The organism is Mesorhizobium sp. ESP6-5, assembly GCF_020164695.1.
Lineage (GTDB): Bacteria > Pseudomonadota > Alphaproteobacteria > Rhizobiales > Rhizobiaceae > Mesorhizobium > Mesorhizobium australicum.
In genome coordinates this window covers 57,677-81,650 of sequence record NZ_JAIUGR010000002.1, presented here as the reverse complement: position 1 = coordinate 81,650, position 23,974 = coordinate 57,677, and the positions used below count along the sequence as shown (strand labels likewise).

General features: G+C 63.8%; 24 protein-coding genes and 1 pseudogene. 16 read left to right on the top strand and 9 right to left on the bottom strand.

Annotated elements, in window-relative coordinates; all coding sequences use genetic code 11:
• Positions 1–137: 137 nt before the first annotated feature.
• From LB524_RS02830 to LB524_RS02810, 5 genes are all read left to right on the top strand, one after another.
• On the top strand, positions 138–1,154 hold the full coding sequence (locus tag LB524_RS02830) for a polyprenyl synthetase family protein (protein WP_015318844.1): 1,017 nt from the start codon (positions 138–140) through the stop codon (positions 1,152–1,154).
• A gap of 100 nt (positions 1,155–1,254) precedes the next feature.
• Positions 1,255–1,923, top strand: a complete 669-nt coding sequence (locus LB524_RS02825) for a GntR family transcriptional regulator (RefSeq protein WP_015318843.1) — start codon at positions 1,255–1,257, stop codon at positions 1,921–1,923.
• Positions 1,924–2,030: 107 nt separating this feature from the next.
• Positions 2,031–2,624, top strand: coding sequence for a biotin transporter BioY (locus LB524_RS02820; protein ID WP_224523551.1), 594 nt, complete (start codon positions 2,031–2,033; stop codon positions 2,622–2,624).
• Complete coding sequence (locus LB524_RS02815) at positions 2,621–3,070, top strand: DUF1284 domain-containing protein (RefSeq protein WP_224523549.1); 450 nt, start codon at positions 2,621–2,623, stop codon at positions 3,068–3,070. The genes LB524_RS02820 and LB524_RS02815 overlap by 4 nt, the downstream gene beginning before the upstream one ends.
• Before the next feature lie 142 nt (positions 3,071–3,212).
• The gene (locus tag LB524_RS02810; protein ID WP_140617320.1) at positions 3,213–4,988 is read left to right on the top strand and encodes a tetratricopeptide repeat protein; all 1,776 of its coding nucleotides are present in this window, start codon (positions 3,213–3,215) and stop codon (positions 4,986–4,988) included.
• Positions 4,989–5,062: 74 nt separating this feature from the next.
• Here the strand turns inward: LB524_RS02810 and LB524_RS02805 are convergent.
• Positions 5,063–5,526: pseudogene (locus LB524_RS02805) on the bottom strand (N-acetyltransferase family protein).
• Positions 5,527–5,722: 196 nt separating this feature from the next.
• Here LB524_RS02805 and LB524_RS02800 point away from each other — a divergent pair.
• Positions 5,723–6,667: a glycine--tRNA ligase subunit alpha gene (locus LB524_RS02800; protein WP_140724753.1), complete on the top strand. Its 945-nt coding sequence runs from the start codon at positions 5,723–5,725 to the stop codon at positions 6,665–6,667.
• A 3-nt stretch (positions 6,668–6,670) separates the two neighbouring features.
• Here LB524_RS02800 and LB524_RS02795 read toward each other — a convergent pair whose 3' ends face one another.
• A complete protein-coding gene (locus tag LB524_RS02795; protein WP_224523547.1) occupies positions 6,671–6,847 on the bottom strand; it encodes a hypothetical protein in 177 nt (58 codons plus the stop codon).
• Positions 6,848–7,042: 195 nt separating this feature from the next.
• On the opposite strand from LB524_RS02795, the gene glyS reads away from it, so the two are divergent.
• A complete protein-coding gene (glyS, locus tag LB524_RS02790) occupies positions 7,043–9,274 on the top strand; it encodes a glycine--tRNA ligase subunit beta (RefSeq protein WP_224523545.1) in 2,232 nt (743 codons plus the stop codon).
• A gap of 199 nt (positions 9,275–9,473) precedes the next feature.
• On the top strand, positions 9,474–9,761 hold the full coding sequence (locus tag LB524_RS02785; RefSeq protein WP_015318835.1) for a hypothetical protein: 288 nt from the start codon (positions 9,474–9,476) through the stop codon (positions 9,759–9,761).
• A 71-nt stretch (positions 9,762–9,832) separates the two neighbouring features.
• Here the strand turns inward: LB524_RS02785 and LB524_RS02780 are convergent, their stop codons facing one another.
• Positions 9,833–10,219 (bottom strand): hypothetical protein, encoded by a 387-nt coding sequence (locus tag LB524_RS02780; RefSeq protein WP_015318834.1) that lies wholly within the window; start codon positions 10,217–10,219, stop codon positions 9,833–9,835.
• A gap of 175 nt (positions 10,220–10,394) precedes the next feature.
• Positions 10,395–10,868: a hypothetical protein gene (locus tag LB524_RS02775; RefSeq protein ID WP_224523543.1), complete on the bottom strand. Its 474-nt coding sequence runs from the start codon at positions 10,866–10,868 to the stop codon at positions 10,395–10,397.
• Between the two features lie 153 nt (positions 10,869–11,021).
• Here LB524_RS02775 and LB524_RS02770 point away from each other — a divergent pair, with 153 nt between their 5' ends.
• From LB524_RS02770 to LB524_RS02760, 3 genes are all read left to right on the top strand, one after another.
• Positions 11,022–11,996, top strand: a complete 975-nt coding sequence (locus tag LB524_RS02770; protein ID WP_224523541.1) for an L-threonylcarbamoyladenylate synthase — start codon at positions 11,022–11,024, stop codon at positions 11,994–11,996.
• A gap of 9 nt (positions 11,997–12,005) precedes the next feature.
• Positions 12,006–13,436: an FAD-binding oxidoreductase gene (locus LB524_RS02765; protein ID WP_224523538.1), complete on the top strand. Its 1,431-nt coding sequence runs from the start codon at positions 12,006–12,008 to the stop codon at positions 13,434–13,436.
• Positions 13,437–13,626: 190 nt separating this feature from the next.
• Positions 13,627–14,193, top strand: a complete 567-nt coding sequence (locus LB524_RS02760) for a DUF6101 family protein (protein ID WP_041163896.1) — start codon at positions 13,627–13,629, stop codon at positions 14,191–14,193.
• 39 nt (positions 14,194–14,232) lie between these two features.
• On the opposite strand, the gene ubiA is transcribed toward LB524_RS02760, so the two are convergent.
• Both ubiA and LB524_RS02750 read right to left on the bottom strand, forming a co-directional pair.
• Positions 14,233–15,216, bottom strand: coding sequence for a 4-hydroxybenzoate octaprenyltransferase (gene ubiA, locus LB524_RS02755; RefSeq protein WP_224524010.1), 984 nt, complete (start codon positions 15,214–15,216; stop codon positions 14,233–14,235).
• Between the two features lie 68 nt (positions 15,217–15,284).
• Complete coding sequence (locus tag LB524_RS02750; protein WP_224523536.1) at positions 15,285–16,196, bottom strand: LysR family transcriptional regulator; 912 nt, start codon at positions 16,194–16,196, stop codon at positions 15,285–15,287.
• Between the two features lie 90 nt (positions 16,197–16,286).
• Between LB524_RS02750 and LB524_RS02745 the strand changes: the two genes are divergently transcribed.
• Positions 16,287–17,108 (top strand): phytanoyl-CoA dioxygenase family protein, encoded by an 822-nt coding sequence (locus LB524_RS02745; protein ID WP_015318827.1) that lies wholly within the window; start codon positions 16,287–16,289, stop codon positions 17,106–17,108.
• Positions 17,109–17,259: 151 nt separating this feature from the next.
• The gene (purD, locus tag LB524_RS02740) at positions 17,260–18,537 is read left to right on the top strand and encodes a phosphoribosylamine--glycine ligase (protein ID WP_140617310.1); all 1,278 of its coding nucleotides are present in this window, start codon (positions 17,260–17,262) and stop codon (positions 18,535–18,537) included.
• Positions 18,538–18,556: 19 nt separating this feature from the next.
• On the opposite strand, the gene LB524_RS02735 is transcribed toward purD, so the two are convergent.
• Both LB524_RS02735 and LB524_RS02730 read right to left on the bottom strand, forming a co-directional pair.
• Positions 18,557–19,723 (bottom strand): glycoside hydrolase family 25 protein, encoded by a 1,167-nt coding sequence (locus tag LB524_RS02735; RefSeq protein ID WP_411909892.1) that lies wholly within the window; start codon positions 19,721–19,723, stop codon positions 18,557–18,559.
• Between the two features lie 83 nt (positions 19,724–19,806).
• Positions 19,807–20,043 carry a hypothetical protein gene (locus LB524_RS02730; RefSeq protein WP_224523534.1) on the bottom strand — a complete coding sequence of 79 codons (237 nt, stop codon included), beginning with the start codon at positions 20,041–20,043 and terminating at the stop codon, positions 19,807–19,809.
• A gap of 212 nt (positions 20,044–20,255) precedes the next feature.
• Between LB524_RS02730 and LB524_RS02725 the strand changes: the two genes are divergently transcribed.
• Together LB524_RS02725 and LB524_RS02720 are read left to right on the top strand one after the other, a co-directional pair.
• Entirely contained in the window at positions 20,256–22,025 is a 1,770-nt protein-coding gene (locus tag LB524_RS02725; protein ID WP_224523532.1) for an acyl-CoA dehydrogenase, read from the top strand.
• 19 nt (positions 22,026–22,044) lie between these two features.
• On the top strand, positions 22,045–22,797 hold the full coding sequence (locus LB524_RS02720; RefSeq protein ID WP_140878115.1) for a crotonase/enoyl-CoA hydratase family protein: 753 nt from the start codon (positions 22,045–22,047) through the stop codon (positions 22,795–22,797).
• A 7-nt stretch (positions 22,798–22,804) separates the two neighbouring features.
• Here LB524_RS02720 and pdxH read toward each other — a convergent pair whose 3' ends face one another.
• Positions 22,805–23,422 (bottom strand): pyridoxamine 5'-phosphate oxidase, encoded by a 618-nt coding sequence (gene pdxH, locus LB524_RS02715; protein WP_224523531.1) that lies wholly within the window; start codon positions 23,420–23,422, stop codon positions 22,805–22,807.
• A 40-nt stretch (positions 23,423–23,462) separates the two neighbouring features.
• Here pdxH and LB524_RS02710 point away from each other — a divergent pair, with 40 nt between their 5' ends.
• Positions 23,463–23,924, top strand: a complete 462-nt coding sequence (locus LB524_RS02710; protein ID WP_015318820.1) for an RT0821/Lpp0805 family surface protein — start codon at positions 23,463–23,465, stop codon at positions 23,922–23,924.
• Positions 23,925–23,974 lie beyond the last annotated feature (50 nt).

Sequence of the window (23,974 nt, the reverse complement as noted above, 5' to 3'; positions counted from 1 at the left end):
CGCATTTCCCGGCGTTGACACGCTGTCGCCGCCGCCGCGCCAATTCGCCACTTGCCGTGGCCGTGCCAGCGGCCCTAGAGTCTTGTCGGGACTAAGGGTGCCGTCGCACGCGTTATACCAAGACGGGAGTGATTGTCGTGGGTGTCGTTCTCAACATCGAAAACGGGAAGCGGGAGCCCGCCTCCATCAAGGATCTCATCGATCTGACTGCTGCCGATATGGGACGTGTCAACGAGCTGATCCTGTCCAAGGCCGGCTCCGACGTCGAGATGATCCCCGAGGTCGCCAATCACCTGATCTCGTCCGGCGGCAAGCGGCTCAGGCCAATGCTGACGCTGGCTGCGGCGCAGATGTTCGGCTATGCCGGCGAGGGCCACGTCAAGCTCGCCACTTCGGTCGAGTTCATGCATACGGCCACGCTTCTGCATGACGACGTGGTCGATGAAAGCGGCATGCGGCGCGGCAAGAAGACCGCCCGCATGATCTGGGGCAACCAGGCCAGCGTGCTGGTCGGCGACTTCCTGCTCGGCCAGGCCTTCCGCATGATGGTCGATGTCGGCTCGCTCGAAGCGCTCGACATCCTGTCCAGCGCAGCCTCGATTATCGCCGAGGGCGAGGTCATGCAGCTGGCCGCCGCCAAGAACCTCGAAACCACCGAGGACGAGCATTTCGCCGTCATCAAGGCCAAGACCGCCGCGCTGTTTTCGGCCGCCGCCGAGGTTGGCCCGGTCATCGCCCAGGCGACCCGCAACGACCGTGCGGCGCTGCGTTCCTACGGCATGAACCTCGGCCTTGCCTTCCAGCTGATCGATGATGCGCTGGACTATGGCGGCACCAGCAAGGATCTGGGCAAGAATGTCGGAGACGATTTCCGCGAGGGCAAGGTGACCTTGCCGGTCATCCTCGCCTACCGGCGCGGCAGCAAGGCCGAACGCACCTTCTGGAAGCGCGCCATCGAGGACAATGTCACCGACGACGCCGGGCTGGAAAAGGCGATCGGCCTCATGACCCGCCACGGCGCCATTGCCGACACGATCGGGCGCGCCCGCCATTTCGGCGAGATCGCCCGCGACGCGCTGGCGCCGCTGGAAGAGACGCCGCAGAAATCGGCGCTGATCGACGTCATTGACTTCTGCATCAGCCGCGTGAACTGAGCGCCTGACGGCTTCCTGCCGGGGGCCGTCAGTGAAAAGACGCCTGTGAATTCGCCCTGCCGTCTCGACAAGCAGACCAGTCGCGAATTATCTATAAAACATGGCCAAGGGCACTGACGACACCATCGCCGTCCGCATCGGCAAGGTTTTGGCGGATCGCATCATCTCCGGCGCGATCGAGCCGGGGGCGAGGTTGCGGCAGGATCATGTCGCCGAGGAATTCAATACCAGCCACGTTCCCGTGCGCGAGGCCTTTCGCCGACTCGAGGCGCAGGGCCTCGCCGTCAGTGAGCCGCGTCGTGGCGTGCGTGTCGCGGCCTTCGATCTGGGCGAGGTCAAGGAGGTCGCCGAAATGCGGGCCGCACTCGAAGTGCTGGCACTGCGCCAAGCCGCGCCGCATCTGACCTCGGCCATTCTCGACCAGGCCGAGGAGGCGACAAAAGCCGGCGACAAATCCCATGACGTCAGGTCGTGGGAGGAGGCCAATCGCGCCTTTCACCGGCTGATCCTGACGCCCTGTGGCATGCCCCGCCTGCTTGCCACCATAGACGATCTGCACGCGGCGAGCGCCCGCTTCCTGTTCGCGGCCTGGCGCTCGGAGTGGGAGACGCGCACCGACCAGGACCACCGGGCGATCCTCACCGCCTTGCGGCAGGGGAACACCGAATCGGCCGCGACAACATTGGGACGGCATGTCCAATGGATTGGCCGCAAGCCGGTCAGGACAGCCTCCGGCGCCACGCGCGAAGCTTTCGCGATCGTGGGTTGAACGATCTTTTCCCAAGCCCAGGCTTGCTATCGCTCCAGAAATGTGGATTCGATAATAGATCGAAAACAGGAATTATCTATAATTTCGGATCGACCGAAGGGAAGCCTATGACCAACCTCGCATTCTCGTCCGCCAGACCGTCCTTCAGCCCGCTGCGTCTCCAGCAGCGATCGCTCGGTTGGCAGGCCGGCGCCGTCGTGCTCGGCACGCTCTTCCTGGCGCTGTCCTCTTACATCGAGGTTCCGATGGTGCCGGTTCCGGTGACCATGCAGACCTTCGCCGTGACGCTGATCGGTGCGCTCTATGGCTGGCGGCTTGGCGCGGTGACGATCGCGGCATGGCTGGTCGAAGGTGCTGTCGGCATTCCAGTCCTGGCCGGCGGCGCTGCCGGCATTCAGCATTTCGTGGGCCCGACGGGTGGCTATCTCTTTGCCTTTCCTGTCACCGGCGCACTGGTCGGCTGGTTGGCCGAGCGCGGCTGGAACGGCAACAGGGTTTTGCTTGCCTTCGCCGCCATGCTGCTCGGCAATCTTGCCTGCCTGGCTCTCGGCACAGCCTGGCTTGCCGTCATGATCGGCGCCGAGAAGGCCATCACCTTCGGCTTCGTGCCGTTCATCGTCGGCGGGTTGCTGAAATCGGCGCTTGGCGCCGCGACGCTGATGGCGCTCCCGCGCGGCAAGATGAACTTGCCGAAGCCGTGACGGTCAGGCTGCGCGCCCACCATCTCCTTTGCCTGCTCACCTATGTGGGCAAGGGATACAGCCCCGCTTTCACCGCCAATTATGACGGAATCGCGGAGCGCTTGAGCCGGGGCGAAGACATCCTCCTCGTTTCCGGACCAGACGACATCTGCGCTCCGTTGCTTGGCGAGCCGGAACCGCACTGCCTGCGTGACGGCGCGGCCGGGCGGGACCGGCAGGCCACGGAAGACGTGGAAGCGCTGCTGGCTCGGCCGATCCGGGACGGCATCCGCGTCGATCTCGATGCTGCCATCCTGACAAGGCTGCGGCAGGCGTTTTCGACCGGCCACGTGCGCAAGGCGTGCGGCGGCTGCGAATGGAGCGGGCTGTGCGGCGCGGTGGCAAGCGGCGGCTATCGCGATGCGCGGCTGCGGCGGCCTGTTGACGCGCAAAACCGTCCCATTTAGCCATGGTTTGTTAATCGGGTGACCCGATTGTGAATTTCAGGCGGATTGAAGCGCGACCCCAAAAAGGCCATGCTTTGCCTGGAAAGATCGAGTCTGGGTCGATCCGCTGACGCGGAGATGGCGCCTGGCTGAAAGGGATATGATGCAGCAAGGACGTGCGCGCTGGCTGACAAGGCTGGCAATTGTGACGGGCATGGCGATTTCGGCATTGCCGGCCTATGCCAAGCAATCCACCGAACCGGTCAAGATCTCGTCATTCTCGGGCGCCTATCTGGCTGCCAGGATCGCCGAGGGCGACAACGACCTCGACAGCGCCATCGCCTATTACAAGCAAGCCCTGGCCTTCAATCCTGGTGACACAGCCCTGCAGCAGAGCCTGATGCTGTCGCTGATCGCTCAAGGCCGCTTCGACGAATCGCTGGTCTATGCCGACAAGCTCAAGGAAGTGCCCGATGTCGAGCGCTTCTCGCGCCTGGCGCTGGCGGTCGACACCTTCCACAAGAAGGATTTCACCAAGGCACAGTACTGGCTCAAGCTGTCGCTGGAATCCGATCTCGATCGGCTGATCTCCGGCGTCATGTCCGGCTGGGCCGAGCAAGGTGCCGGCCAGGCCAGCGAAGCGATGGTTTCTATCGATAAGCTGCAGGGGCCGGACTGGTTCGGCCTGTTCAAATCCTTCCACCGCGCCCTGATCGCCGATGCGTCTGGTATGCCTGAAAAGGCCGAGGCTATCTATGCCGCGACGATGCAGGACACCACCGCCGGCGGTGCGGCGCCTGAAACCTGGATGCGCAATGCGCAGGCCTATGCCTCGTTCCTGGCCCGCAAGGGCGACAAGGCCAAGGCGATGTCGGTTCTCGACCAGGCCGAGGCGTTCTCGCCGGGCAAGCTGGAAATCGTCGCCTTGCGCGACAGGATCAGCAAGGGCGACAAGATCGCGCCCTTCGTGTCCGGTCCGTCCGACGGTGCTTCCGAAATCCTGCTCGATCTTGCCACCGCGCTCAACCGTGGCGGCGGCGAGCCATTCGTGCGCCTTTATTTGCAATATGCCTTGGCCCTGAAGCCCGACAGCGACGCTGCCCTCGTGCAGCTCGCCGCCGTGGCCGAACAGCTGAAGAACGGCGAGGGCGCCATCGCACTCTATCGGCGCATCCCCGACTCTTCGCCACTGAAGGAGATTTCGGACCTGCAGCTTGGCCTCAACCTTGCCGATCTCGACCGCCATGACGAGGCGATCACGCATTTGAAGGCCTTCGTCGAAGCTCATCCAAACGACATGCGCGCCTATCTGGCGCTCGGCGGTGTCTACTCCTCGAAGGAGGATTTCCGCTCCGCCGCCAATCTCTACGACAAGGCCGTCGAGGTGCTGAAGACACCGACCGCCGCCAATTGGAACATCTTCTACCAGCGCGGCATCGCCTATGAGCGGCTGAAGGAATGGCCAAAGGCCGAGCCGAATTTCCGCAAGGCCCTGGAATTGCAGCCAGACCAGCCGCAGGTGCTGAACTATCTCGGCTATTCCTGGGTCGACATGAACACCAACCTGAAGGAAGGCCTGGAGATGATCCAGAAGGCCGTCGATCTCAAGCCGAGCGACGGCTACATCGTCGATTCCCTGGGTTGGGCTTATTTCCGCCTCGGCCGGTTCGATGACGCGGTGCGCGAGATGGAACGCGCGGTCTCGCTGAAGCCGGAAGATCCGGTTCTGAACGACCATCTCGGCGATGCCTACTGGCGCGTCGGCCGCAAGCTGGAAGCCACCTTCCAATGGAACCAGGCCCGCGACCTGAAGCCGGATCCCGACGTGCTTGCCTCCTTGCAACAGAAGCTGATGAAGGGCCTGCCGCCGATCGAGTCCAACACGGCGCAGGAAACCCCGAAGGTCAAGCCGGAGCCGGTTCCCGCCCCGAAGGGGTGAAACGCCTTTTTGGAATCCGAACGGGGCTCTCGGAGCCCCGTTTTCGTTTTGATGTCCGTCTGCTCAGAACGCGCTCAGAACATCTTTCGATAGACGACGAAGCCCGAGCGTTCGCCGACCTTGTCATAAAGCTTCATCGCCGTGTGATTGGTTTCATGCGTCAGCCAGTATACTCGGCCGGAACCGGCCTCCTGGGCGCGCTCGTAGACGCCTTCGATCAGCGCCCGGCCGACGCCTTTGCCGCGCGAGGCGCCTCGCTGGTGAAAAGATCCTGCAGATAGCAGTTTGGTGCGATTGCCGTCGTGCTGCGGTGGAACAGGTAGTGGACGAGGCCAAGCAACTCGCCTTCGTTTTCCGCGACCAGTGCATACACCGGCTCATAGGCGTCGAAGAAGCGGGACCACGTCATTGCGGTGATGTCGCTTGCCAGCGCCGTCTCGCCCGAACGGCCATAGAACGCGTTGTAGCCGTCCCACAGCGGCAGCCATCGGTCGAAATCCTGGCGCGTGACGGGGCGGATGGTGACGGGGTTGGACATGGCTTGACCTGTCGTCGTTGACATGGGCGATACAGGGCTTCGAAGAGAGCGCAGGTCGCCACGTCCGGCAATGGGCCAGCCGCTCGCAAAGCTTTCGACCGGTCCTGCAAAGGTCGCGGGCGCGCGCCTTGCTTGACGCTTCGCCGCCGTGTCTCTAGGACGTGGCCGCAAGCTAGCCTGTGTCGCCGAGGCCACCGTGACGATTGAAATCCCAGCCCATATGCATCCCAGCCGCTCGTTCCAGGGGCTGATCCTCACTTTGCACAATTACTGGGCGGCTTATGGCTGCGTCATCCTCCAGCCCTATGACATGGAGGTCGGCGCCGGCACCTTTCATCCGGCAACGACGCTGCGCGCGCTAGGCCCCAAGGGCTGGAACGCCGCCTATGTCCAGCCTTCGCGCCGTCCCAAGGACGGCCGCTATGGCGAGAATCCGAACCGGCTGCAGCACTACTACCAGTACCAGGTGATCCTGAAGCCCAATCCGCCCAATCTGCAGGAGCTCTATCTCGGCTCGCTGGCGGCAATCGGCGTCGACCCGTTGCTGCACGACATACGTTTCGTCGAGGACGATTGGGAAAGCCCGACTTTGGGCGCCTGGGGCCTTGGCTGGGAATGCTGGTGCGACGGCATGGAGGTGTCGCAGTTCACCTATTTCCAGCAGGTCTGCGGCATCGAATGCGCGCCGGTGGCGGGGGAACTCACCTACGGCCTGGAGCGCCTGGCCATGTATGTGCAGGGCGTCGACAATGTCTACGACCTCAACTTCAACGGCCGCGAGGGCGCCGACAAGGTGACCTATGGCGATGTGTTCCTGCAGGCCGAGCAGGAATATTCGCGCCACAATTTCGAATACGCCAACACGGCGATGCTGCTCAGGCATTTCGAGGACGCCGAGGCCGAGTGCAAGGCTCTGCTCGAGGCCGGCGCGCCGGCCTCGAACGACAATCTGCCGATGCACAAGATGGTCTTCCCGGCCTATGACCAGTGCATCAAGGCCAGCCATGTCTTCAATTTGCTGGACGCGCGTGGCGTGATCTCTGTCACCGAGCGCCAGAGCTACATCCTGCGGGTGCGCAATCTGGCGAAGGCCTGCGGCGAGGCGTTCTTGAAGACGCAGGCCGGTGGATTGGCGGCCTGAGCCTCAAGCGCCCTCGACCATTTCGAGGGAAGCATTGATCGGCGGCAGGATCTGGCCGCTCGGACCAGCCATTGTCCTTAGCGCCTGCCGCACGCCTGGCATCGAGAAGGCGCCGTGGGCCTGCGCGGTGAAGCAGGCGCTGAGCGCAAGGATCTGAAGAAGTCTGGATGCCGTTTTCATCGTCGTTCAGCCAATAGTTCCCTGCCTGAGCGTGGGTGGCTTCAGCGCAGCTTTCGGTTCATGGAAATCTTTGATCCAAGGACGGGCGGGTTCGGCTCGTCCCGACAGGCCTATTGAAATTTATGGAAAGGGTGACAGCAGCCAGCCGAGTTGCTATGCCCCGCCCGGACCACTCTCCCGCATGAGCTGACCCCGATGCCTGACCTGCTTCTTGAACTTCGTTCCGAGGAAATTCCTGCCCGCATGCAGCGCAAGGCGGCGGGCGATTTGAAGAAGATGCTGACCGACGGTCTGGTCGAGGCGGGTCTCACCTATGAGGCGGCGCGTGAGTATTGGACGCCCCGGCGCCTGACGCTCGATATACGCGGGCTCACCGCACGCTCAAAAGACATTCACGAGGATATCAAGGGACCGTCGACATCGGCACCAGAACAGGCGGTCCAGGGCTTCCTGCGCAAGGCCGGCCTGTCTTCGATCGCCGAGGCGCATGTCCATTCCGACCCGAAGAAGGGCGACTTCTACGTCGCCCATATTTCGAAGCCGGGCAGGGCGGCCGAAGAGATCATCGCTGGACTGGTGCCTGACATTATCCGCGATTTTCCGTGGCCGAAGTCGATGCGCTGGGGACCGGCCTCGGCCAAGCCGGGCTCGCTGCGCTGGGTGCGCCCGCTGCAGTCGATCCTGTGCACCTTCGGCCCCGAGACCGAGGAGCCGGTGGTGGTCGATTTCGAGATCGACGGCATTCGTTCGGGCAACATCACCTACGGCCACCGTTTCCTCGCGCCCGGCGAAATCACCGTGCGCCGCTTCGACGATTATGTGGGCAAGCTGGAGGCGGGCAAGGTCGTGCTCGACGCCGACCGTCGCAAGGAGATCATCCTCGCCGACGCCCGCAACCTCGCCTTCGCCAACGGGCTCGACCTGGTCGAGGACGAGGGCTTGCTTGAGGAAGTGTCGGGGCTGGTCGAATGGCCCATCGTGCTGATGGGCGAGTTCGAAGAGGCTTTCCTTGCCATTCCGGCCGAGGTGATCCGCCTGACGATCCGCGCCAACCAGAAATGCTTTGTCACGCGGCCGCAGGGGGAAAGCGATGCGCTCTCCAACCGCTTCATCCTCACCGCCAACATCGAAGCGAAGGATGGCGGCAAGGAGATCGCTCACGGCAATGGCAAGGTGGTGCGCGCCCGCCTGTCGGATGCGCTCTATTTCTGGACCACCGACCAGGGCGATTTGTCGGACCTTGACCAACTCCAGGCATCGGCCGAAAAGTTCGGGCTCGATCTGAAAAAGCCGCTCGACCAGCGCATGGCCCGGCTCGACCATCTCAACGTGACCTTTCACGCCAAGCTCGGCACGCAGGGCGAGCGGGTGGAGCGCATCAAGCGATTGGCGGAGGAATTGGCGCCGGTCGTTGGCGCCGATCCCACGCTCGCGGGCCGTGCGGCGGTTCTCGCCAAGGCCGATCTCACCACTGAAGTGGTCGGCGAGTTTCCCGAATTGCAAGGCACCATGGGCCGCAAATACGCGCTGCTGCAGGGCGAGCATCCATCCGTGGCCGCGGCCATCGAGGAGCACTACAAGCCGCAAGGGCCGTCCGATTATGTGCCGAGCGATCCAGTGTCGGTCGCCGTGGCGCTCGCCGACAAGCTTGATACGCTGGTTGGTTTCTGGATCATCGATGAAAAGCCGACTGGGTCGAAGGACCCCTACGCATTGCGCAGAGCCGCGCTTGGGATGGTGAGGCTGACTCTGGAGAATGGAACACCGCTATCGCTTCTTTCCACCATGGCCAAACATCGAAAGACCACTGTTGACCAGATCGATGAAAGGCACGCCAGGGAGCAGGCCGAGTCAGGCGGCGACCATGCGCACGGGCGCGGGCAAGTCGGCGACGGGAAGTCTGTGGATCGAGACCTCCTCGCCTTCTTCCACGACCGCCTGAAAGTCTACCTCCGTGACCAAGGGGCCCGTCACGATCTCATCGACGCCGTGATCACACCTCAGTCCGACGACCTCCTCCAGATCGTGCGCCGCGTCGAGGCGCTCGGCTCTTTCCTCGACACCGAGGACGGCAAGAACCTGCTCGCCGGTACCAAGCGGGCGGCCAACATCCTGGCGGCCGAGGAGAAGAAGAAAACGGCGGTCGCCGAAACCGTCGAGCCGGCGTTGTTCCAGCAAGATGCGGAGAAGTCGCTGTTTGCCGCGGTGAATCAGGCCGAGAAGCAAGCCGGCGAAGCGATTCAAAACCAAGACTTTTCGGCTGCCATGCTGGCGCTTAGCGTGTTGCGTGAACCCGTTGATTCATTCTTTGAGCATGTTCTCGTGAATGATGAGGACCTGTCCGTGCGTGCCAACCGACTGGCGCTGCTCGCGCGCATTCGCACGGCTACCGGTCAGGTCGCGGATTTCTCGAAAATCGCTGGTTGAGAAGCACTTTGCCGAAAAGTCGGCATCGATTTTCTCGGACAAACGGTTTCCGTTTGTCCTGAGATCACGCCGGGATAGAGGGGGCCGCAGGCCCCTGGAAAAATATGTTCCGGCCGGCCCTTCGAGCCGGCTTACAGTCATATGACGATGATCTCTCCGTGGCAAAAGGGGTGTGTTCCCCATCCCAACGGAGGCTTCCATGAATTCCGATCACGAAATCGAAGTGACAGAAGAAACCTCGGCTCCTGCCGAGCCGCTTGAATCCGCTTCCGAAACCGCCCTCGATCACGCCGCTGCGATCACGGTCGAAGCCGCTGATCTGTCTGACGAAGACGGAGATGGCGATGACGAGGAAGGCGACGATGAAGACGGCGAAGAGTCTGACGAAGACGACGCCGATGACACCGTGAAGGCCGAAGGCGATGACGCCGAAGAATCCGAAGACGGCGAGTCCGAAGACGACGACGACAAGGAAGAAGCAGCCTGATTTTCAGTTAACAGGTTCTCGAGGGCGGCGCTTTCGCGCCGCCCTTCCGCCGTCTTCCCAAATTGATTTGATCAGTTCTCCAGGATGCTGACGCGCACGCTGTTTTCATAGACGTCGACCTGGATCAGCGGCTCGCCATTGACGATGGCGCGCTTGGTCGAGGAACTCATCGCGCCAGGGCGCTCCAGCATGCGCTGCAGGTCGGCGCGCTGGTCGTTGGTCCTAAACCAGGCGTCGCCCTCGTCGTCGCCGTCGCGGCGATGGAATTTGTGCCAGTTGGCGCGGTCTTGCCGCACCATCTGCGCGGCGCCATCCAGCGCATAGCCGTCGCTCGCCTGGTGGTCGCGATCAGAAATGCGCGCGACATAGGATCCCAGCATGTCGTCCGCTTGGGCCACGCCACCAAGCAATGACGCCAACAGAAGCCCTGCCACGGTAACGGTCTTCGAATTTTTCATGAGCAACCCCCTCTGCCTTGAACGATGCAATTGCGTCCGCTGGAGCCACTTGGCGAAAATCAGCCGCAGGGCCGCCAGCAAGATACTCTAGAAGAAATTCGCCGGACAGTGGTGCGCAGGACGCCAGACCGCCGTCAAGCCGCCGAGCATTTTGCCCGTCCGGTTTGCGTGGTCGCTACTTGACCTTGCCGGCTCCCGAAGCAGGCTGGTGGGCTGGCGGAGGCGGCGCGGCTGCCGCCGGTGCCGCTGCTTTCCCGTGCGCTGCCGGCGCGGGGGCTGCCGAGGCTGTCGCCGTGGCGGGGGTTGGGGTGGCTGGGGCCGTTGCCGCGGCCGGCGCCTTGGCCTGCATGGGTGTCGAGAAAGCGCCGCCGACGACGCCGCCCCTAATGATCATCGGGCTCTGCGCGAAGGAGTGCCTCGCCTCGGCCTTGCCGGGGATTGCCGCGACCTTTTCGTAGGTGACGTCAGGCTCGCCAAGCACAACGACGGACACAACATCGCTCGCCTTGCCGTCGGCCGCCTTCAGCGCAAGAATGGAGGGTGTCGAGGCCGGCGCACCGGGAAAGACCAGCGACGAGGCCTGAGCCCCGCCACCCATTGAGGCCAAAGTGATGGCAAGCGCTCCCCAGATACGAACAGACACCGACATAGCTCCCATTGCCCAGAAGCCGCACGATAGTACTCGGCGATTGATGCCGGCTTTCGTGGAAAGATAGCATTTTAGGAATTGATGAATTGCCAATGCCCGCTTGCCCCGGCGGCCCCGTCGTATTACGCAGCCGGCATCCGCGAGGTGACGAGAGTGGCTGAAATACTTGCCGTCGGCGAAGCGATGGAACCGGCGTTGGCGCTGCTCCTGGGCGGCGATGTCGTCGCCATCCCGACGGAAACCGTCTACGGGCTTGCCGGCGATGCCACCAACGGCATTGGCGTGGCGCGCATTTTCGAAGCCAAGGGGCGGCCGCGTTTCAATCCGCTGATCGCCCATGTCGCCGACATGGCGATGGCCGAGCGCATCGCCTCGTTCGATCCGCTGTCTAGGAAGCTCGCGCTTGCCTTCTGGCCGGGTCCGCTGACGCTGGTGCTGCCACAGCGCCCCGGCAACGGCATTCATCCGCTGGTCACGGCCGGGCTCGACACGATCGCCGTGCGCATGCCGAGGGGTTTTGGCGGCGACCTGATCGCCAGGCTTGGCCGACCGCTTGCCGCGCCCAGCGCCAACTCATCCGGCAAGATCAGCGCGACGACGGCGCAGGCGGTGGCTGCGGATTTAGGCGGGCGCATCAAACTGGTGGTCGATGGCGGCGCCACCCCGGTCGGGCTGGAATCGACCATCGTCAAGGCCGAAGGCGAAAGGTTGCGCCTGCTTCGGCCCGGCGGCATTGCCGCCGATGAGATCGAGGCAGCCATCCGCATGGAGCTGCAGCGCGGCGGCACTGCCGGCGTCGAGGCACCGGGCATGCTTGCCTCGCACTACGCACCGGGCGCGGCTGTTCGGCTCAATGCCGGCACGGTTGGTGAAGGAGAAGCATTGCTTGCCTTCGGCGACCACCGCGCGGAAGGCTGGCGCGGCGCGACCGCTTTCCTCAACCTCTCCCTGTCAGGTGACCTGAGTGAAGCGGCAAGCAATCTCTTTGCCTACATGCAGGATCTCGACCGTAGCGGCGCGCGGATTATCGCCGTCGAGCCGATTCCCTTTGACGGACTTGGCGAGGCCATCAACGACCGGCTCTCCCGTGCCGCCGCTCCTCGTGACAACGCACAGCCCACAACGTAGTTTTCCCAGATGACCGCAACCGCAAAGACACTCGATCCTGCTCTCATCGATCGTTTCGCGGCGATCGTCGGCGACAAATATGCGCTGCGCGACCAGCGGGACATCGCGCCTTATCTGATCGAGCGACGCGGCCTCTGGCACGGCGCGACATCCGTGGTGCTGCGGCCGGGCAGCGTCGACGAGGTCAGCCGGATCATGCGGCTGGCGACTGAGACCGGAACGCCGATCGTGCCGCAAAGCGGCAACACCGGGCTGGTCGGCGCGCAGGTGCCGGACAGATCCGGTCGCGAGATCGTCCTGTCGCTATCGCGGCTGAACCGCGTCCGCGAGATCGATGTGCTGTCCAATACGGTCACGGTCGAGGCCGGTGTCATCCTGCAGACCTTGCAGGAAGCGGCCGATGCCGCCGACCGGCTGTTTCCGCTGTCGCTCGCCGCGCAAGGCTCCTGCCAGATCGGCGGCAACCTGTCGTCCAATGCCGGCGGCACCGGCGTGCTGGCCTATGGCAATGCGCGCGAACTGTGCCTCGGCGTCGAGGTGGTGCTGCCGACCGGCGAGGTGTTCGACGATTTGCGCAAACTGAAGAAGGACAACACCGGCTACGACCTGAAGGACCTGTTCGTCGGCGCCGAAGGCACGCTCGGTGTCATCACCGCCGCCGTGCTCAAACTGTTCCCGAAGCCGAAGGGGAGGGACGTCGCCTTCGTCGGCCTGTCGTCGCCCGAAGCCGCCCTTTCCCTGTTCAGCCTGGCCATGGACCGCGCCGGGGCCGCACTCACGGCCTTCGAACTGATCGGCAAGCGCCCGTATGACTTTACCCTTGCGCACGCCCAGGGCGTCGTGCGGCCGCTGGCCGAAGACTGGCCCTGGTACGTGCTGATGCAGATATCGTCCGGCCGCTCAGCGGAGGATTCTCGGGCGCTGATCGAGGATGTGCTTTCGGCGGGTCTAGAGAAGGAATTCGTCGGCGATGCCGTCATCGCCGCCAGCCTCGGGCAGGGCGATGCCTTCTGGGATTTTCGCGAGCTGTTGCCCGAGGCACAAAAGCCGGAAGGCGCTTCGATCAAGCACGACATTTCGGTGCCGATCGCATCGATACCGCGCTTCATAAGAGAGGCCGCCGACGCCGTGGCGTCAGTGAGCGCCGGCGCCCGCGTGGTCTGCTTCGGCCATATGGGAGACGGCAATCTCCACTATAACATTTCACGGCCCGTCGACGGCGACGACGAGGCGTTCCTGGCGCTCTATCATGCGATGAACAAGGCCGTGCATGACGTGGTGCGCAGCCTGCACGGTTCGATCTCGGCCGAGCACGGCATCGGTCAGTTGAAGCGCGACGAACTGATCGCCACCGCGCCGCCGATGGCCATCGATCTGATGCGCCGGGTAAAGGCTGCCTTCGATCCGGCGGGCATCATGAATCCTGGTAAGGTTATCTGATCCTTTCACCATCCTGTGGCTGGTGGCATTCCGATAACCATCCCTGAGATCAGCAAAATTTAACCGACTTTCTTAAGCGCGGCGGTAAGGAGCCGGCGCTACTGTTTCCCCATAACGAGGCCGGGAAAACTGGCCCGGAGAGAACCGGACACCGGCTCTCAGGAGACAGACAGGAAGGCGCTCTATGAACGTGAACACTGGACTGAAGCCAGTCTGGGCGGGACGCAACATGCGTCTCGACCCATTCCGCCTGCCGCAGGTGGTGAGCTATGCCACGCGCGACGATTATGGCGACGTAACCTTCACCATCGACCAGCGCGGCGCGGTGATCCGCCGCCTGCTCGAGATGAGCGGCCTGCCGGCGATCATCGTGCTGCCCGCCAATGCATTTCGCGGCGTCGCCGCCCGTGCGATGGAGGATCCGGAAGGCAATGTCACGGTGACCCTGGAACTCCTGCACAACGATCCGATGCTGTCGGTGCCGCTGCTGGTGGCCGACGATCTCGAAGACGTCGCCGCCGACTGGCGCGCCTGGGCCGACGCCTACCGTCTGCCGATGCTGCTGATCGAATCCGATGGCGTCGCCCGCACCCTGGAAGAATCGCTCGGCGCCGCCATCAAGACATTGCCGCCGCGGGAGCGCCGCAAGGGCCGCGTTTCCAATATGCGCCGCCCCCGCTTCCTTGCCCGCCGCAGAGCCGGTGACCTCGGCCTCAGGCTGGTGATCGGCGGCGAGGAGATCATTTCAAGAGACTAGCGTCCTTCTCCCCGTATAGAGACGGGGAGAAGGAAGCCGCTACACCAGCGGCTTCAGCGCCACCCACAATGCGCCGCCGATCAGGCCGAGGAAGATCAGCCAGCCGACCTGGTTATTCGACCGAAACAGCCGCAGGCACTGGTCTGGATCGTCGATATCCAGAACCGCGATCTGCCGGGCCATGTGGGCGCCGGCGGCGATCAATCCCGCCAGTGCCACCACCGGGGCCTGCGCCGAGGCGAAGGCGATGGCGAAGCAGATCAGCGTACCGCCATAGAGCCCCGCGAGCCATGCCTTGGTGTTGTCGCCGAACAGCCGCGCGGTCGAACGCACGCCGACAATGGCGTCGTCTTCCTTGTCCTGGTGGGCATAGATCGTGTCATAGCCGATCACCCACAGGATCGAACCGATATAGAGCATGATGGCGGGGCCATCGAGATCACCGAACTCGACCGCCCACCCCATCAGCGCGCCCCAGGAAAAGGCGAGGCCGAGAAACAGTTGCGGCCAGTTGGTTATCCGCTTCATGAATGGATAGACGGCGACGATCGCCAGCGAGCAGACGCCGAGCAGAATGGCAAAGCTGTTGAACTGCAGGAGCACCGTCAGGCCGACCAGGGCCTGCAGGACAAGAAACAGCCAGGCCCGCCGGCGCGTGGTCTGACCGGACGGTAGCGGGCGTGAGCGGGTGCGTTCGACCTGGTTATCGATGTCCTGGTCGACAATGTCGTTATAGGTGCACCCGGCGCCACGCATGGCGATGGCGCCAATCAGGAAGAGCACAAGGTACAAGGGCGCCGGCAGCAGCGAGAGCAGCGGGTCGCCTGGGCGCGGATAGGCGCTCGCCGCAAGTGACGCCGACCACCAGCATGGCCACAAAAGCAACTGCCAGCCGATCGGCCTGTCCCACCGCGCCAGCTGCGCATAGGGCCAGATCGCGCGCGGCAGCACGCGATAGACCCAATGGCGGTTCGGCGCATCGGCGACGCGACCCTGGGCCGCTTTTGACTGGACAGGTTCCATCGGCATGGAGTGGCAGCAGTGGCGGAAACCGTCAAGCGGCAAGCGGAGGAGCGGCGGCCCGCCAACCGTCACGACGCGAAGATGTCGCGTGTGGAAAACCAGACTTTCGCCACCGCGATGAAAGCCAGCGCCGCATTCGACACGCGCTGATGCGTATCGTGGGTGAGAATGATGCGCTGCATGGGCAGCGGATCCGACAGCGGTTTGCAGACGAGGCGCAAGCCGTCATAGCTGCGGTCGCCATGCGGGCGGGTATAGCTGACCGCGACGCCGAAGCCGTTGGCCACCATGCTGCGCTGGAGTTCGAACGAACTTGTGCGCATGTCGGCCACCGGCGACAGGCCACGGCCGCGGAACAGGTCGAGCATATGCTGCCAGCTATGCGGCTGGTCGGTCGTGATCAGCGGGTAGGCGGCCAGATCCGCCAGGCTGACCTCGGGGTGGCCCGCCAGTGCATGGCCCGCCGGCAGCAGCGCATGCGGCCGAAGCTCGTGCAGCAGGATGCGGGCGAAATGCGACGGCAGGCCGAGATCGTAGCTGAGGCCGAGGTCGACTGTGGCGTCCGCCAGGCGTCGCCCAAGCGTCTCGAACGTCTCGTCACGGACGACAACCGCGACCGCTGGATGACGTTCGGAGAAGGCGCGGATAAGGCCCGGCGCGAAAAAGGGCGCCAGATCCTCGAAGCAGCCGAGCACCAACTCCCCACCGATGGCTGAATTGCCCGCCCCCAGGCTCATGAGTTCGTCAGTCTCGGCAAGAACCTGCTTTGCCTTCGCTACCACGACACGGCCGAACGAGGTCAGCGAAACGCCGCTTCCCCGCTGGCGTACGAATAGTTTCTGGCCGAAATCCCTTTCGATGGTGTCGATGGCCACTGAAACCGACGGCTGCGAAATGTTGATCGCTCGCGCCGCGCCGGTGACGCTGCCATGGCGGGCGACGGCGATGAGATAGCGGAGTTGCGTGAGCGTAAGGCTCATAGCCAAAACCTATGTGTCAGATGAGAAGTTATTATTTTACTGAATGAGAGGACGTTGCGATAGTGGCCTCGATCCTGAGAGGAGGACACCATGGCTTCCCAAACCGCCACGCAGCCAATCGTCACCGAAATCATCGATGCGCAGACAATTGCCGACTACCAGCGTGACGGCGCGGTCTGTATCCGCGGCGCCTTCAAGGGCTGGGTCGACACGATTGCCGCCGGCATCGAGCGCAACATGCGGAGCCGCAGCGCCACCGCGTCCGACATCGCTGGCGGCAAGGGCAGCTTCTTCGACGACTACTGCAACTGGGAGCGTATCCCTGAATTCGTCGATGTCGTGCGCAATTCGCCGGCGGCGCGACTGGCGGCCGCGGTGATGCAGTCGCGCACCGCGCAGTTCTTCCACGACCATGTGCTGGTCAAGGAGCCCGGTACGCAGAAACCGACGCCGTGGCACCAGGACATCCCCTATTATTTTGTCGACGGCCAGCAGACGGTGAGCTTCTGGATCCCCATCGATCCGGTGAAGGAAGCGACGCTGCGCCTGATCGCCGGCTCGCACAGATGGGACAAGATGATCCTGCCGGTGCGCTGGCTGGACGACGGCAATTTTTACGCGGCCGAGGGCGATTATCGTCCGGTGCCCGATCCCGACACCGATCCGTCGATGAAAGTTATCGAATGGGAGATGGAGCCGGGCGACGCCATCCTGTTCGACTTCAGGACGGCACACGGCGCGCGCGGCAATATGACCGCGGCCCGGCGCCGGGCGTTGTCGCTGCGCTGGGTCGGCGACGATGCCCATTATGTCGAGCGACCGGGCCGCACCTCGCCGCCCTATCACGGCCATGGCATGCAGCCGGGACAGAAGCTGCGCGAGGATTGGTTTCCGGTGGTCTTTCAGGGCTGAACGAGCGCCGGAATAGGGGCGGTGGTGGCCGGCGCCCTATTCGACAGGGATAACGTTCCCGTGCGCAATCCACCCTGATGCCTTGACCCGTCGCCCAGAGAGCAATAGCGGGTTGTTTTCTCTATGGGATAGGCGGCATCAAGAGGTGGCCATGAACGTTCTTCTTCTCGGCTCCGGCGGCCGCGAACATGCGCTGGCCTGGAAGATCGCCGCTTCGCCGCTGCTGACCAAGCTCTACGCGGCCCCCGGCAATCCGGGCATCGGCGGCGAGGCCGAACTGGTGAAGCTTGATATCACCGATCATGCCGCGGTCGTTGCCTTCTGCCGGGAGAAGAAAATCGATCTCGTCGTGGTCGGCCCGGAAGGGCCGCTCGTCGCCGGCATCGCCGATGATCTGCGCGCCGAAAACATCCGCGTCTTCGGGCCTTCGAAGGCCGCCGCGCGGCTGGAAGGTTCGAAGGGTTTCACCAAGGACCTCTGCGCCCGGTACAACATTCCGACCGCCGCCTATGGCCGGTTCGGCGACCTGGCCTCGGCCAAGGCCTATGTCGAGAAGACGGGCGCGCCGATCGTCATCAAGGCCGACGGGCTCGCAGCCGGCAAGGGTGTCACCGTCGCCATGACGATGGACGAGGCACGGGCGGCACTCGCTTCCTGCTTTGACGGGTCCTTCGGTGCTGCCGGCGCGGAGGTGGTGGTCGAGGAATTCATGACCGGCGAGGAGGCGAGTTTCTTCTGCCTCTGCGACGGCACCACGGCGCTTCCCTTCGGCACCGCGCAGGACCACAAGCGCGTCGGTGATGGCGACGTCGGTCCCAACACCGGCGGCATGGGCGCCTATTCGCCGGCCCCGGTAATGACGCCTGACATGATCGAGCGCACCATGCGTGAGATCATCGAGCCGACCATGCGCGGCATGGCCGAGCTTGGCGCGCCTTTCGCCGGGATTCTGTTCGCCGGACTGATGATCACGGAAAGCGGACCGAAGCTGATCGAATACAACACCCGCTTCGGCGATCCGGAATGCCAGGTGCTGATGATGCGGCTCAGGGATGACCTGCTGGTGCTGCTCAATGCCGCGACCGATGGCCAGCTCGCGCATATGTCGGTGCGCTGGCGTGACGAGGCGGCGCTGACCGTCGTGATGGCGGCCAGGGGCTATCCCGGCACACCGGAGAAAGGCTCCGTCATCCGCGGCGTCGAGGACGCCGCCGGTGAAGGCGTCCAGATTTTCCATGCCGGCACCGCAATCAATGGCGGTGCGCTGGTCGCCAATGGCGGCCGTGTGCTCAATGTCACGGCGAGCGGCGCCACCGTCGGAGAGGCGCAGGCGCGGGCCTATGCCGCCCTCGACCGCATCGACTGGCCGGACGGGTTCTGCCGCCGCGACATAGGCTGGCAGGCCGTGGCGCGCGAGCAGGCCGGCTGAAGCTCCGACCGGGTGGCGGCTATTGCTGACTTCGGTCGAGGGTTGTCGAAGCGGTGCTGACCGGGTCGGCCGCGGCAAAGGCGGCGTCAAGCTGTTCGGGGGAACGCTGCCCGCCCCGCTTCCAGGCCACATATTGGACAATGCCGAACCCCGGCCGTCGCGGCACCGTCTTCACGACTGGCATGCGGAACCCGTCGCGAAATTTTGACCACCGCGAACCAAGCACGGCGACTATTTCCTCGAAGGTCGGCGGCGTCGCCACATCGGCATAAATGATGGTGGCCTTGCCGGCGAGCGCGGCTTCCCGCGAGAGCGGCACTGGTACGCTGGCAAGATAATCGGCAGGCACGTCGATCAGGCCACCGAAAGGCCATTGCTGGCGCAGAGTGACGGCATCCGTGGGCGCCACGTTGACGTCGATGTTGTCGGGTGTGCCGGCAACCCTGTAGGGGCAACGGAAGCGGCCGCAATTGGCCTGCGTCGAGAACTGCCAGAGCGCGTAGCCCTGCCAGTTGCCCATCGGAAAATGCACGTCGATGTCAGGCTTATAGCGCGCGTACCAAAGCGGCAGCCGCGACAAGAGCCGGTATTTGTAGCGGTTGTCGGCGATATATTGGGCGGTCTTGCCGTTGGTGTAGAGCACCGGGAAGCGGCCGATGCGCCGATGCACCTGGCGGGCGAACTCCTCGGCATCGTCGAGCGACATCCATTGCGAGGGATCGATGCCCTCGATGTCGAGGGCCATGAGGTCGTCCGGTGCGGGGTCGGCGAAATCGAGGAAATTATTGGCCTGTTCGACCGGATTGCCGGGACGCGCGAGATGATAGGCGCCCCATCTCATGCCGAGCGCCTTGGCCACGACCCTGCGTGTCTGGAACAATTCGCGCGTCACCGCGTGGCGTTTCCACAGTGCCTTGCACAGTTTCACGTCAGTGTCGCCGCCGAAACAGAAATAGGGCGGCGGCATGCCGTCGGAAGCCTTGTTGATGAAGGCGACGATGCGCTTGTCGGTGGCAAGCTGGGCCCAGTCGATGGAATTGTATTCGTAGGCGTCGATGACGAGCGCGCGGTCAGCGCTCTTCCACGGCTCGGAGAAGTCCGAAGCCTTTGCCGCCGTGCCCAGCACAATCGCTGCCGCGAAAGCGAGAAGCGCCGTGCGGCGAAGGAGGCGCGCCGTCCTTTTCAAAACAGGGAACCCCCGTTGATCAAAGGCAAATCCTGGACCGCTATGGTTAAGAAAGTGCTTCTCGAACCCTGGTGCGGGATAAGCTAGCGCCGGCTGAACGGTTGAACTTCGAACGGGTCGGGCGCGGGCTCCTGTTGCAGCGTACCTTCGGCGGCGCGTTTGCGGTGGTGGGCAAGCGAGCATCGCGGCGAGCACAATATGCCGCGCTCCGACCAGTAGGCGGCACCATTTCCCAGGTCGCCGTGATAATAGGAAAACCCGGTTGCCCGATAGGGCAAACCGCATTCGATGCAGCGATAGGCGTCAGGTCTGGCAAGCATGAGAATCTTCCGGTCGCGGGTTTTCCGTCGCCGGTCGATTTGGTCCGGCTATCTGTCGAATTTAATACAGCCCCGCCTGATTGCAAAATCAGCGTGACAAAATTTGACGTTTACGTAAAAAGGCGATGGGAGACCGCCCAAAGGCGGATGGTTTTGCGGCGGCACTGGCCCTAGGGTCGGCGAGGCCGATGCATAAGGGAGGATCGAGCGGCATGTATCGGGCACCGGTCGAGGATATCGCGTTCACCCTGAAGCATGTGGCCGGCATGAAATCCGCCATCGATACGGGAGCGTTCGGAGACCTCAGCGAGGATCTGGTCGACGCCGTCCTCGGCGAGGCGGGCCGTTTCGCCTCCGAGGAGGTGGCCCCCCTTTATAAAATCGGCGACGAGCATGGCGCCGTGCTCGGCGATGGCGCGGTCACCACCCCGCCGGGGTGGAAGGAACTCTATCGCCGCTGGATCGAAGGCGGCTGGAATGCGCTCTCCGGGCCGGAAGAGTATGGCGGCCAGGCGCTGCCGACCATGCTCGGCGTCGCCGCACTCGAAATGTGGAACTCCGCCGCCATGGCCTTCGGCATCGGCCCGACGCTGACCATGGGCGCGGTCGAGGCGCTCGACAAGCACGCTTCCGAGGAACTCAAGGCGACATATCTGGCAAAGCTCGTCTCCGGCGAATGGATGGGCACGATGAACCTGACCGAGCCGCAGGCCGGATCGGACCTCGCCGCCTTGCGCGCCCGCGCCGAGCCCGCCGGCGACGGCACCTACCGCCTCTTCGGCCAGAAGATATTCATCACTTACGGCGAGCACGATTTCACCGACAACATCATCCATCTGGTGCTGGCGCGGCTTCCCGATGCGCCGGCCGGAACGCGTGGCATCTCGCTGTTCCTGGTGCCGAAATTCCTGGTCGGCGACGATGGCTCGCTCGGTGCGCGCAACGACGTCTTCTGTTCCGGCCTCGAGCACAAGCTCGGCATCCATGCCTCGCCGACCTGCACCATGATCTATGGCGACGGTTTTCAAGGCGCCAGGCCTGGCGCCATCGGCTGGCTGATCGGCGAGGAGAACAAGGGCCTCGCCTGCATGTTCACCATGATGAACAATGCCCGCCTCGCTGTCGGGATGCAGGGCGTCGCGGTCGCGGAAGCAGCGACCCAGAAGGCGATTGCCTATGCCAATGAACGCCGCCAGGGCAAGGCGGCGGATTACGCCGGCGCCGGCATGGCGCCGATCGTCCATCACCCCGACGTGCAGCGCAATCTCCTGACCATGAAGGCGCTAACCCAGATCGCGCGGTCGATCGGTTATTCCTGTGCCCATGCCATCGACATGGCGCGCGTGTCGTCTGGCGGCGAGGCGACGCATTGGCGCGACCGTGCTAATTTGCTGACTCCGCTCGCCAAAGCGTTTTCGACCGATGTCGGCGTGGAAGTCGCCTCGCTTGGCGTCCAGGTGCATGGCGGCATGGGCTTCATCGAGGAAACGGGTGCGGCCGCGTACTATCGCGACGCGCGCATCGCGCCGATCTATGAAGGCACCAACGGCATCCAGGCGATCGATCTGGTGACCCGAAAACTGCCGCTCGGTGGCGGCGAGCATGTGCATGGCTACATCGACGAACTGGCCGGTATCGCCAATGCCGTGCGAACGTCGAACCTCGAAGGTCTTGGCCGCACCGCCGACACTCTCGATCAGGCGCTCTCCGATTTGACGCAAGCGACGCGTTTCCTGCAGAAATTGTCGGCCGAGGGCCGGACGGAGGAGGCGCTGGCTGGCGCCACGCCGTATCTCCGGCTGATCTCGCTTGCCGCCGGCGGCGCTTATCTGGCGCGGGCCGCTCTTGCCGACCAGGGCCGCATCGCGCTTTGCCGCTTCTTCGCCGAAAACCTGCTTGGCGAAGCCAGCGCGTTGAAGGAGCGCGTCATCGATGGCGCCGATAGCCTGGCTGCTGCCGCCGAGGCACTGATTTCCGCCTGACCTTCACAAGGAAAACACCGTGACAGACCACATCCTCGTCGAGCGCCAGGGCGCCATCCAGATCATCCGCATGAACCGGCCGGACAAGAAGAACGCGCTGACGCGTGCCATGTATGCGAAAATGTCGGCGGCCCTTGCCGAAGGCGACGCCGATCCGGCGGTCCGCGTTCATGTCTTTCTCGGCGTGCCCGGCGCCTTTTCCTCCGGCAACGACCTTGCCGATTTCATGGTCGTGGCCACCGGCGGCGATGGCGGCACCGAAGTCTGGGATTTCCTGATCGCCCTGGCCGGGGTCGAAAAGCCCATCGTGTCCGGCGTCGACGGTATCGCGGTCGGCATCGGCACCACGATCAACCTGCACTGCGACCTGACTTTCGCCACGCCGCGCACCGTGTTTCGGACCCCCTTCGTCGATCTCGGCCTCGTGCCCGAGGCAGGATCGAGCCTTTTGGCGCCCCGCATCCTGGGCCAGCAGGGTGCTTTCGCCCTGCTCGGTCTCGGTGAGGGATTTTCGGCCGAGCGCGCGAAGGCCGCCGGGCTGATCTACGAGGTGGTCGAGGAAGGTGGGCTGGAGGCTTCGGTGCTTGCAGCGGCCGGCCAGATCGCGGCCAAGCCACCGCAAGCGCTCAAGATCGCGCGCGACCTGATGCGTGGCTCACGCGACGATCTGGTTGCCCGCATCGGGATAGAGAGCGAGCATTTCCGCGAGCGGCTGAAATCCGACGAGGCGCGCGCCGCCCTCACGGCATTCATGACCAGGAAAAAGGGCTGATGGTTCGTCAGGGATAGAGCCTGGCCTTGTCCCAGCCGCCTGCCGGGTTGCGTGAAAAGACCACGCGGTCATGCAGCCGGAACGGCCGGTCGTGCCAGAATTCGATCGTCTTCGGCACGATCCGGAAGCCCGACCAATGTTTCGGTCGTGGGATTTCGCCGATGGCATAACGCGCCGTGTATTCTGCGACCGCCTTTTCCAGCGCGAAGCGGCTTTCCAGCGGGCGCGATTGCTTCGACGCCCAGGCGCCGATGCGGCTGCCGCGTGGCCGCGTCGCGTAATAGCTGTCGGCTTCCGCATCGCTGACGAGCTCCACCGGACCGCGAATGCGCACCTGGCGGCGCAGCGATTTCCAATGGAAACACATCGCCGCCTTCATGCTGCCAAGAATCTCCTGGCCCTTGGCGCTCTCGAAATTCGTGTAGAACACAAAGCCGCTTTCATCGAACCCCTTGAGCAGCACCATCCTTACGTCCGGCATGCCCTCGGCATCGACGGTCGCCAATGCCACGCCATTGGCATCGTTGATTTCGCTCTTGGTAGCGTCGTCCAGCCATGCGGCAAAGAGGCGAAACGGCTCTGCCGCCTCGGCAAAGTCACTGCTTGTTAACTCTGTGTCACTCATAGTTTTTCTCAAATTGTCACGAGACCAGGGAGGTTGCCGATTGTCGCGTATCGCGCAAGCTTTTGACAGCAGGCAATGGGGCGTTATCGCTTCAGCCAGCACGAAAGCGGCGATCGTGGCAGTCGCCCTGCCGCTCGCGGCCTGCGGTGCAGGTGGCTTCAGCCTGGAAAAGGCCGAAGTCGACCGCTCGATCCTGACCAGCAGCACATCGGCTTCGCCCAAGCCGGCCGATTCGGATCGCGACTCCGACCAGACGACGATCGGCAATGCGGTATCGTCCGCCGATATCGAGCAACTCGGCGGCCAGGCGGTGCCGTGGGCGAACACCGGCACCGGGTCGCGCGGCTCCATCACCGAACTGGCGGAATTGAAGGACAGCGGCCAGACCTGCCGCCGCTTCAAGGTTTCGCGCGAAAGCTTTGACGGCGTTGCCATGTTCCAGGGCGAACTCTGTCTTGCCGGTGCCGGCGGCTGGCGCATGCAGGGCTTCAAGGCACTCTGATTTTCCGCCGTCGATATGAAGGTCCGCTACTGGAATTTCTTCCTATGCGA

Coding starts and splice junctions, on each gene's coding strand:
- LB524_RS02825 (WP_015318843.1), top strand. CDS start 1,255: ATGGCCAAGGGCACTGACGACACCATCGCCGTCCGCATCGGCAAGGTT.
- LB524_RS02820 (WP_224523551.1), top strand. CDS start 2,031: ATGACCAACCTCGCATTCTCGTCCGCCAGACCGTCCTTCAGCCCGCTG.
- LB524_RS02810 (WP_140617320.1), top strand. CDS start 3,213: ATGCAGCAAGGACGTGCGCGCTGGCTGACAAGGCTGGCAATTGTGACG.
- LB524_RS02795 (WP_224523547.1), bottom strand. CDS start 6,847: ATGAAAACGGCATCCAGACTTCTTCAGATCCTTGCGCTCAGCGCCTGC.
- glyS (WP_224523545.1), top strand. CDS start 7,043: ATGCCTGACCTGCTTCTTGAACTTCGTTCCGAGGAAATTCCTGCCCGC.
- LB524_RS02785 (WP_015318835.1), top strand. CDS start 9,474: ATGAATTCCGATCACGAAATCGAAGTGACAGAAGAAACCTCGGCTCCT.
- LB524_RS02780 (WP_015318834.1), bottom strand. CDS start 10,219: ATGAAAAATTCGAAGACCGTTACCGTGGCAGGGCTTCTGTTGGCGTCA.
- LB524_RS02775 (WP_224523543.1), bottom strand. CDS start 10,868: ATGTCGGTGTCTGTTCGTATCTGGGGAGCGCTTGCCATCACTTTGGCC.
- LB524_RS02765 (WP_224523538.1), top strand. CDS start 12,006: ATGACCGCAACCGCAAAGACACTCGATCCTGCTCTCATCGATCGTTTC.
- ubiA (WP_224524010.1), bottom strand. CDS start 15,216: ATGGAACCTGTCCAGTCAAAAGCGGCCCAGGGTCGCGTCGCCGATGCG.
- LB524_RS02750 (WP_224523536.1), bottom strand. CDS start 16,196: ATGAGCCTTACGCTCACGCAACTCCGCTATCTCATCGCCGTCGCCCGC.
- LB524_RS02745 (WP_015318827.1), top strand. CDS start 16,287: ATGGCTTCCCAAACCGCCACGCAGCCAATCGTCACCGAAATCATCGAT.
- purD (WP_140617310.1), top strand. CDS start 17,260: ATGAACGTTCTTCTTCTCGGCTCCGGCGGCCGCGAACATGCGCTGGCC.
- LB524_RS02730 (WP_224523534.1), bottom strand. CDS start 20,043: ATGCTTGCCAGACCTGACGCCTATCGCTGCATCGAATGCGGTTTGCCC.
- LB524_RS02725 (WP_224523532.1), top strand. CDS start 20,256: ATGTATCGGGCACCGGTCGAGGATATCGCGTTCACCCTGAAGCATGTG.
- pdxH (WP_224523531.1), bottom strand. CDS start 23,422: ATGAGTGACACAGAGTTAACAAGCAGTGACTTTGCCGAGGCGGCAGAG.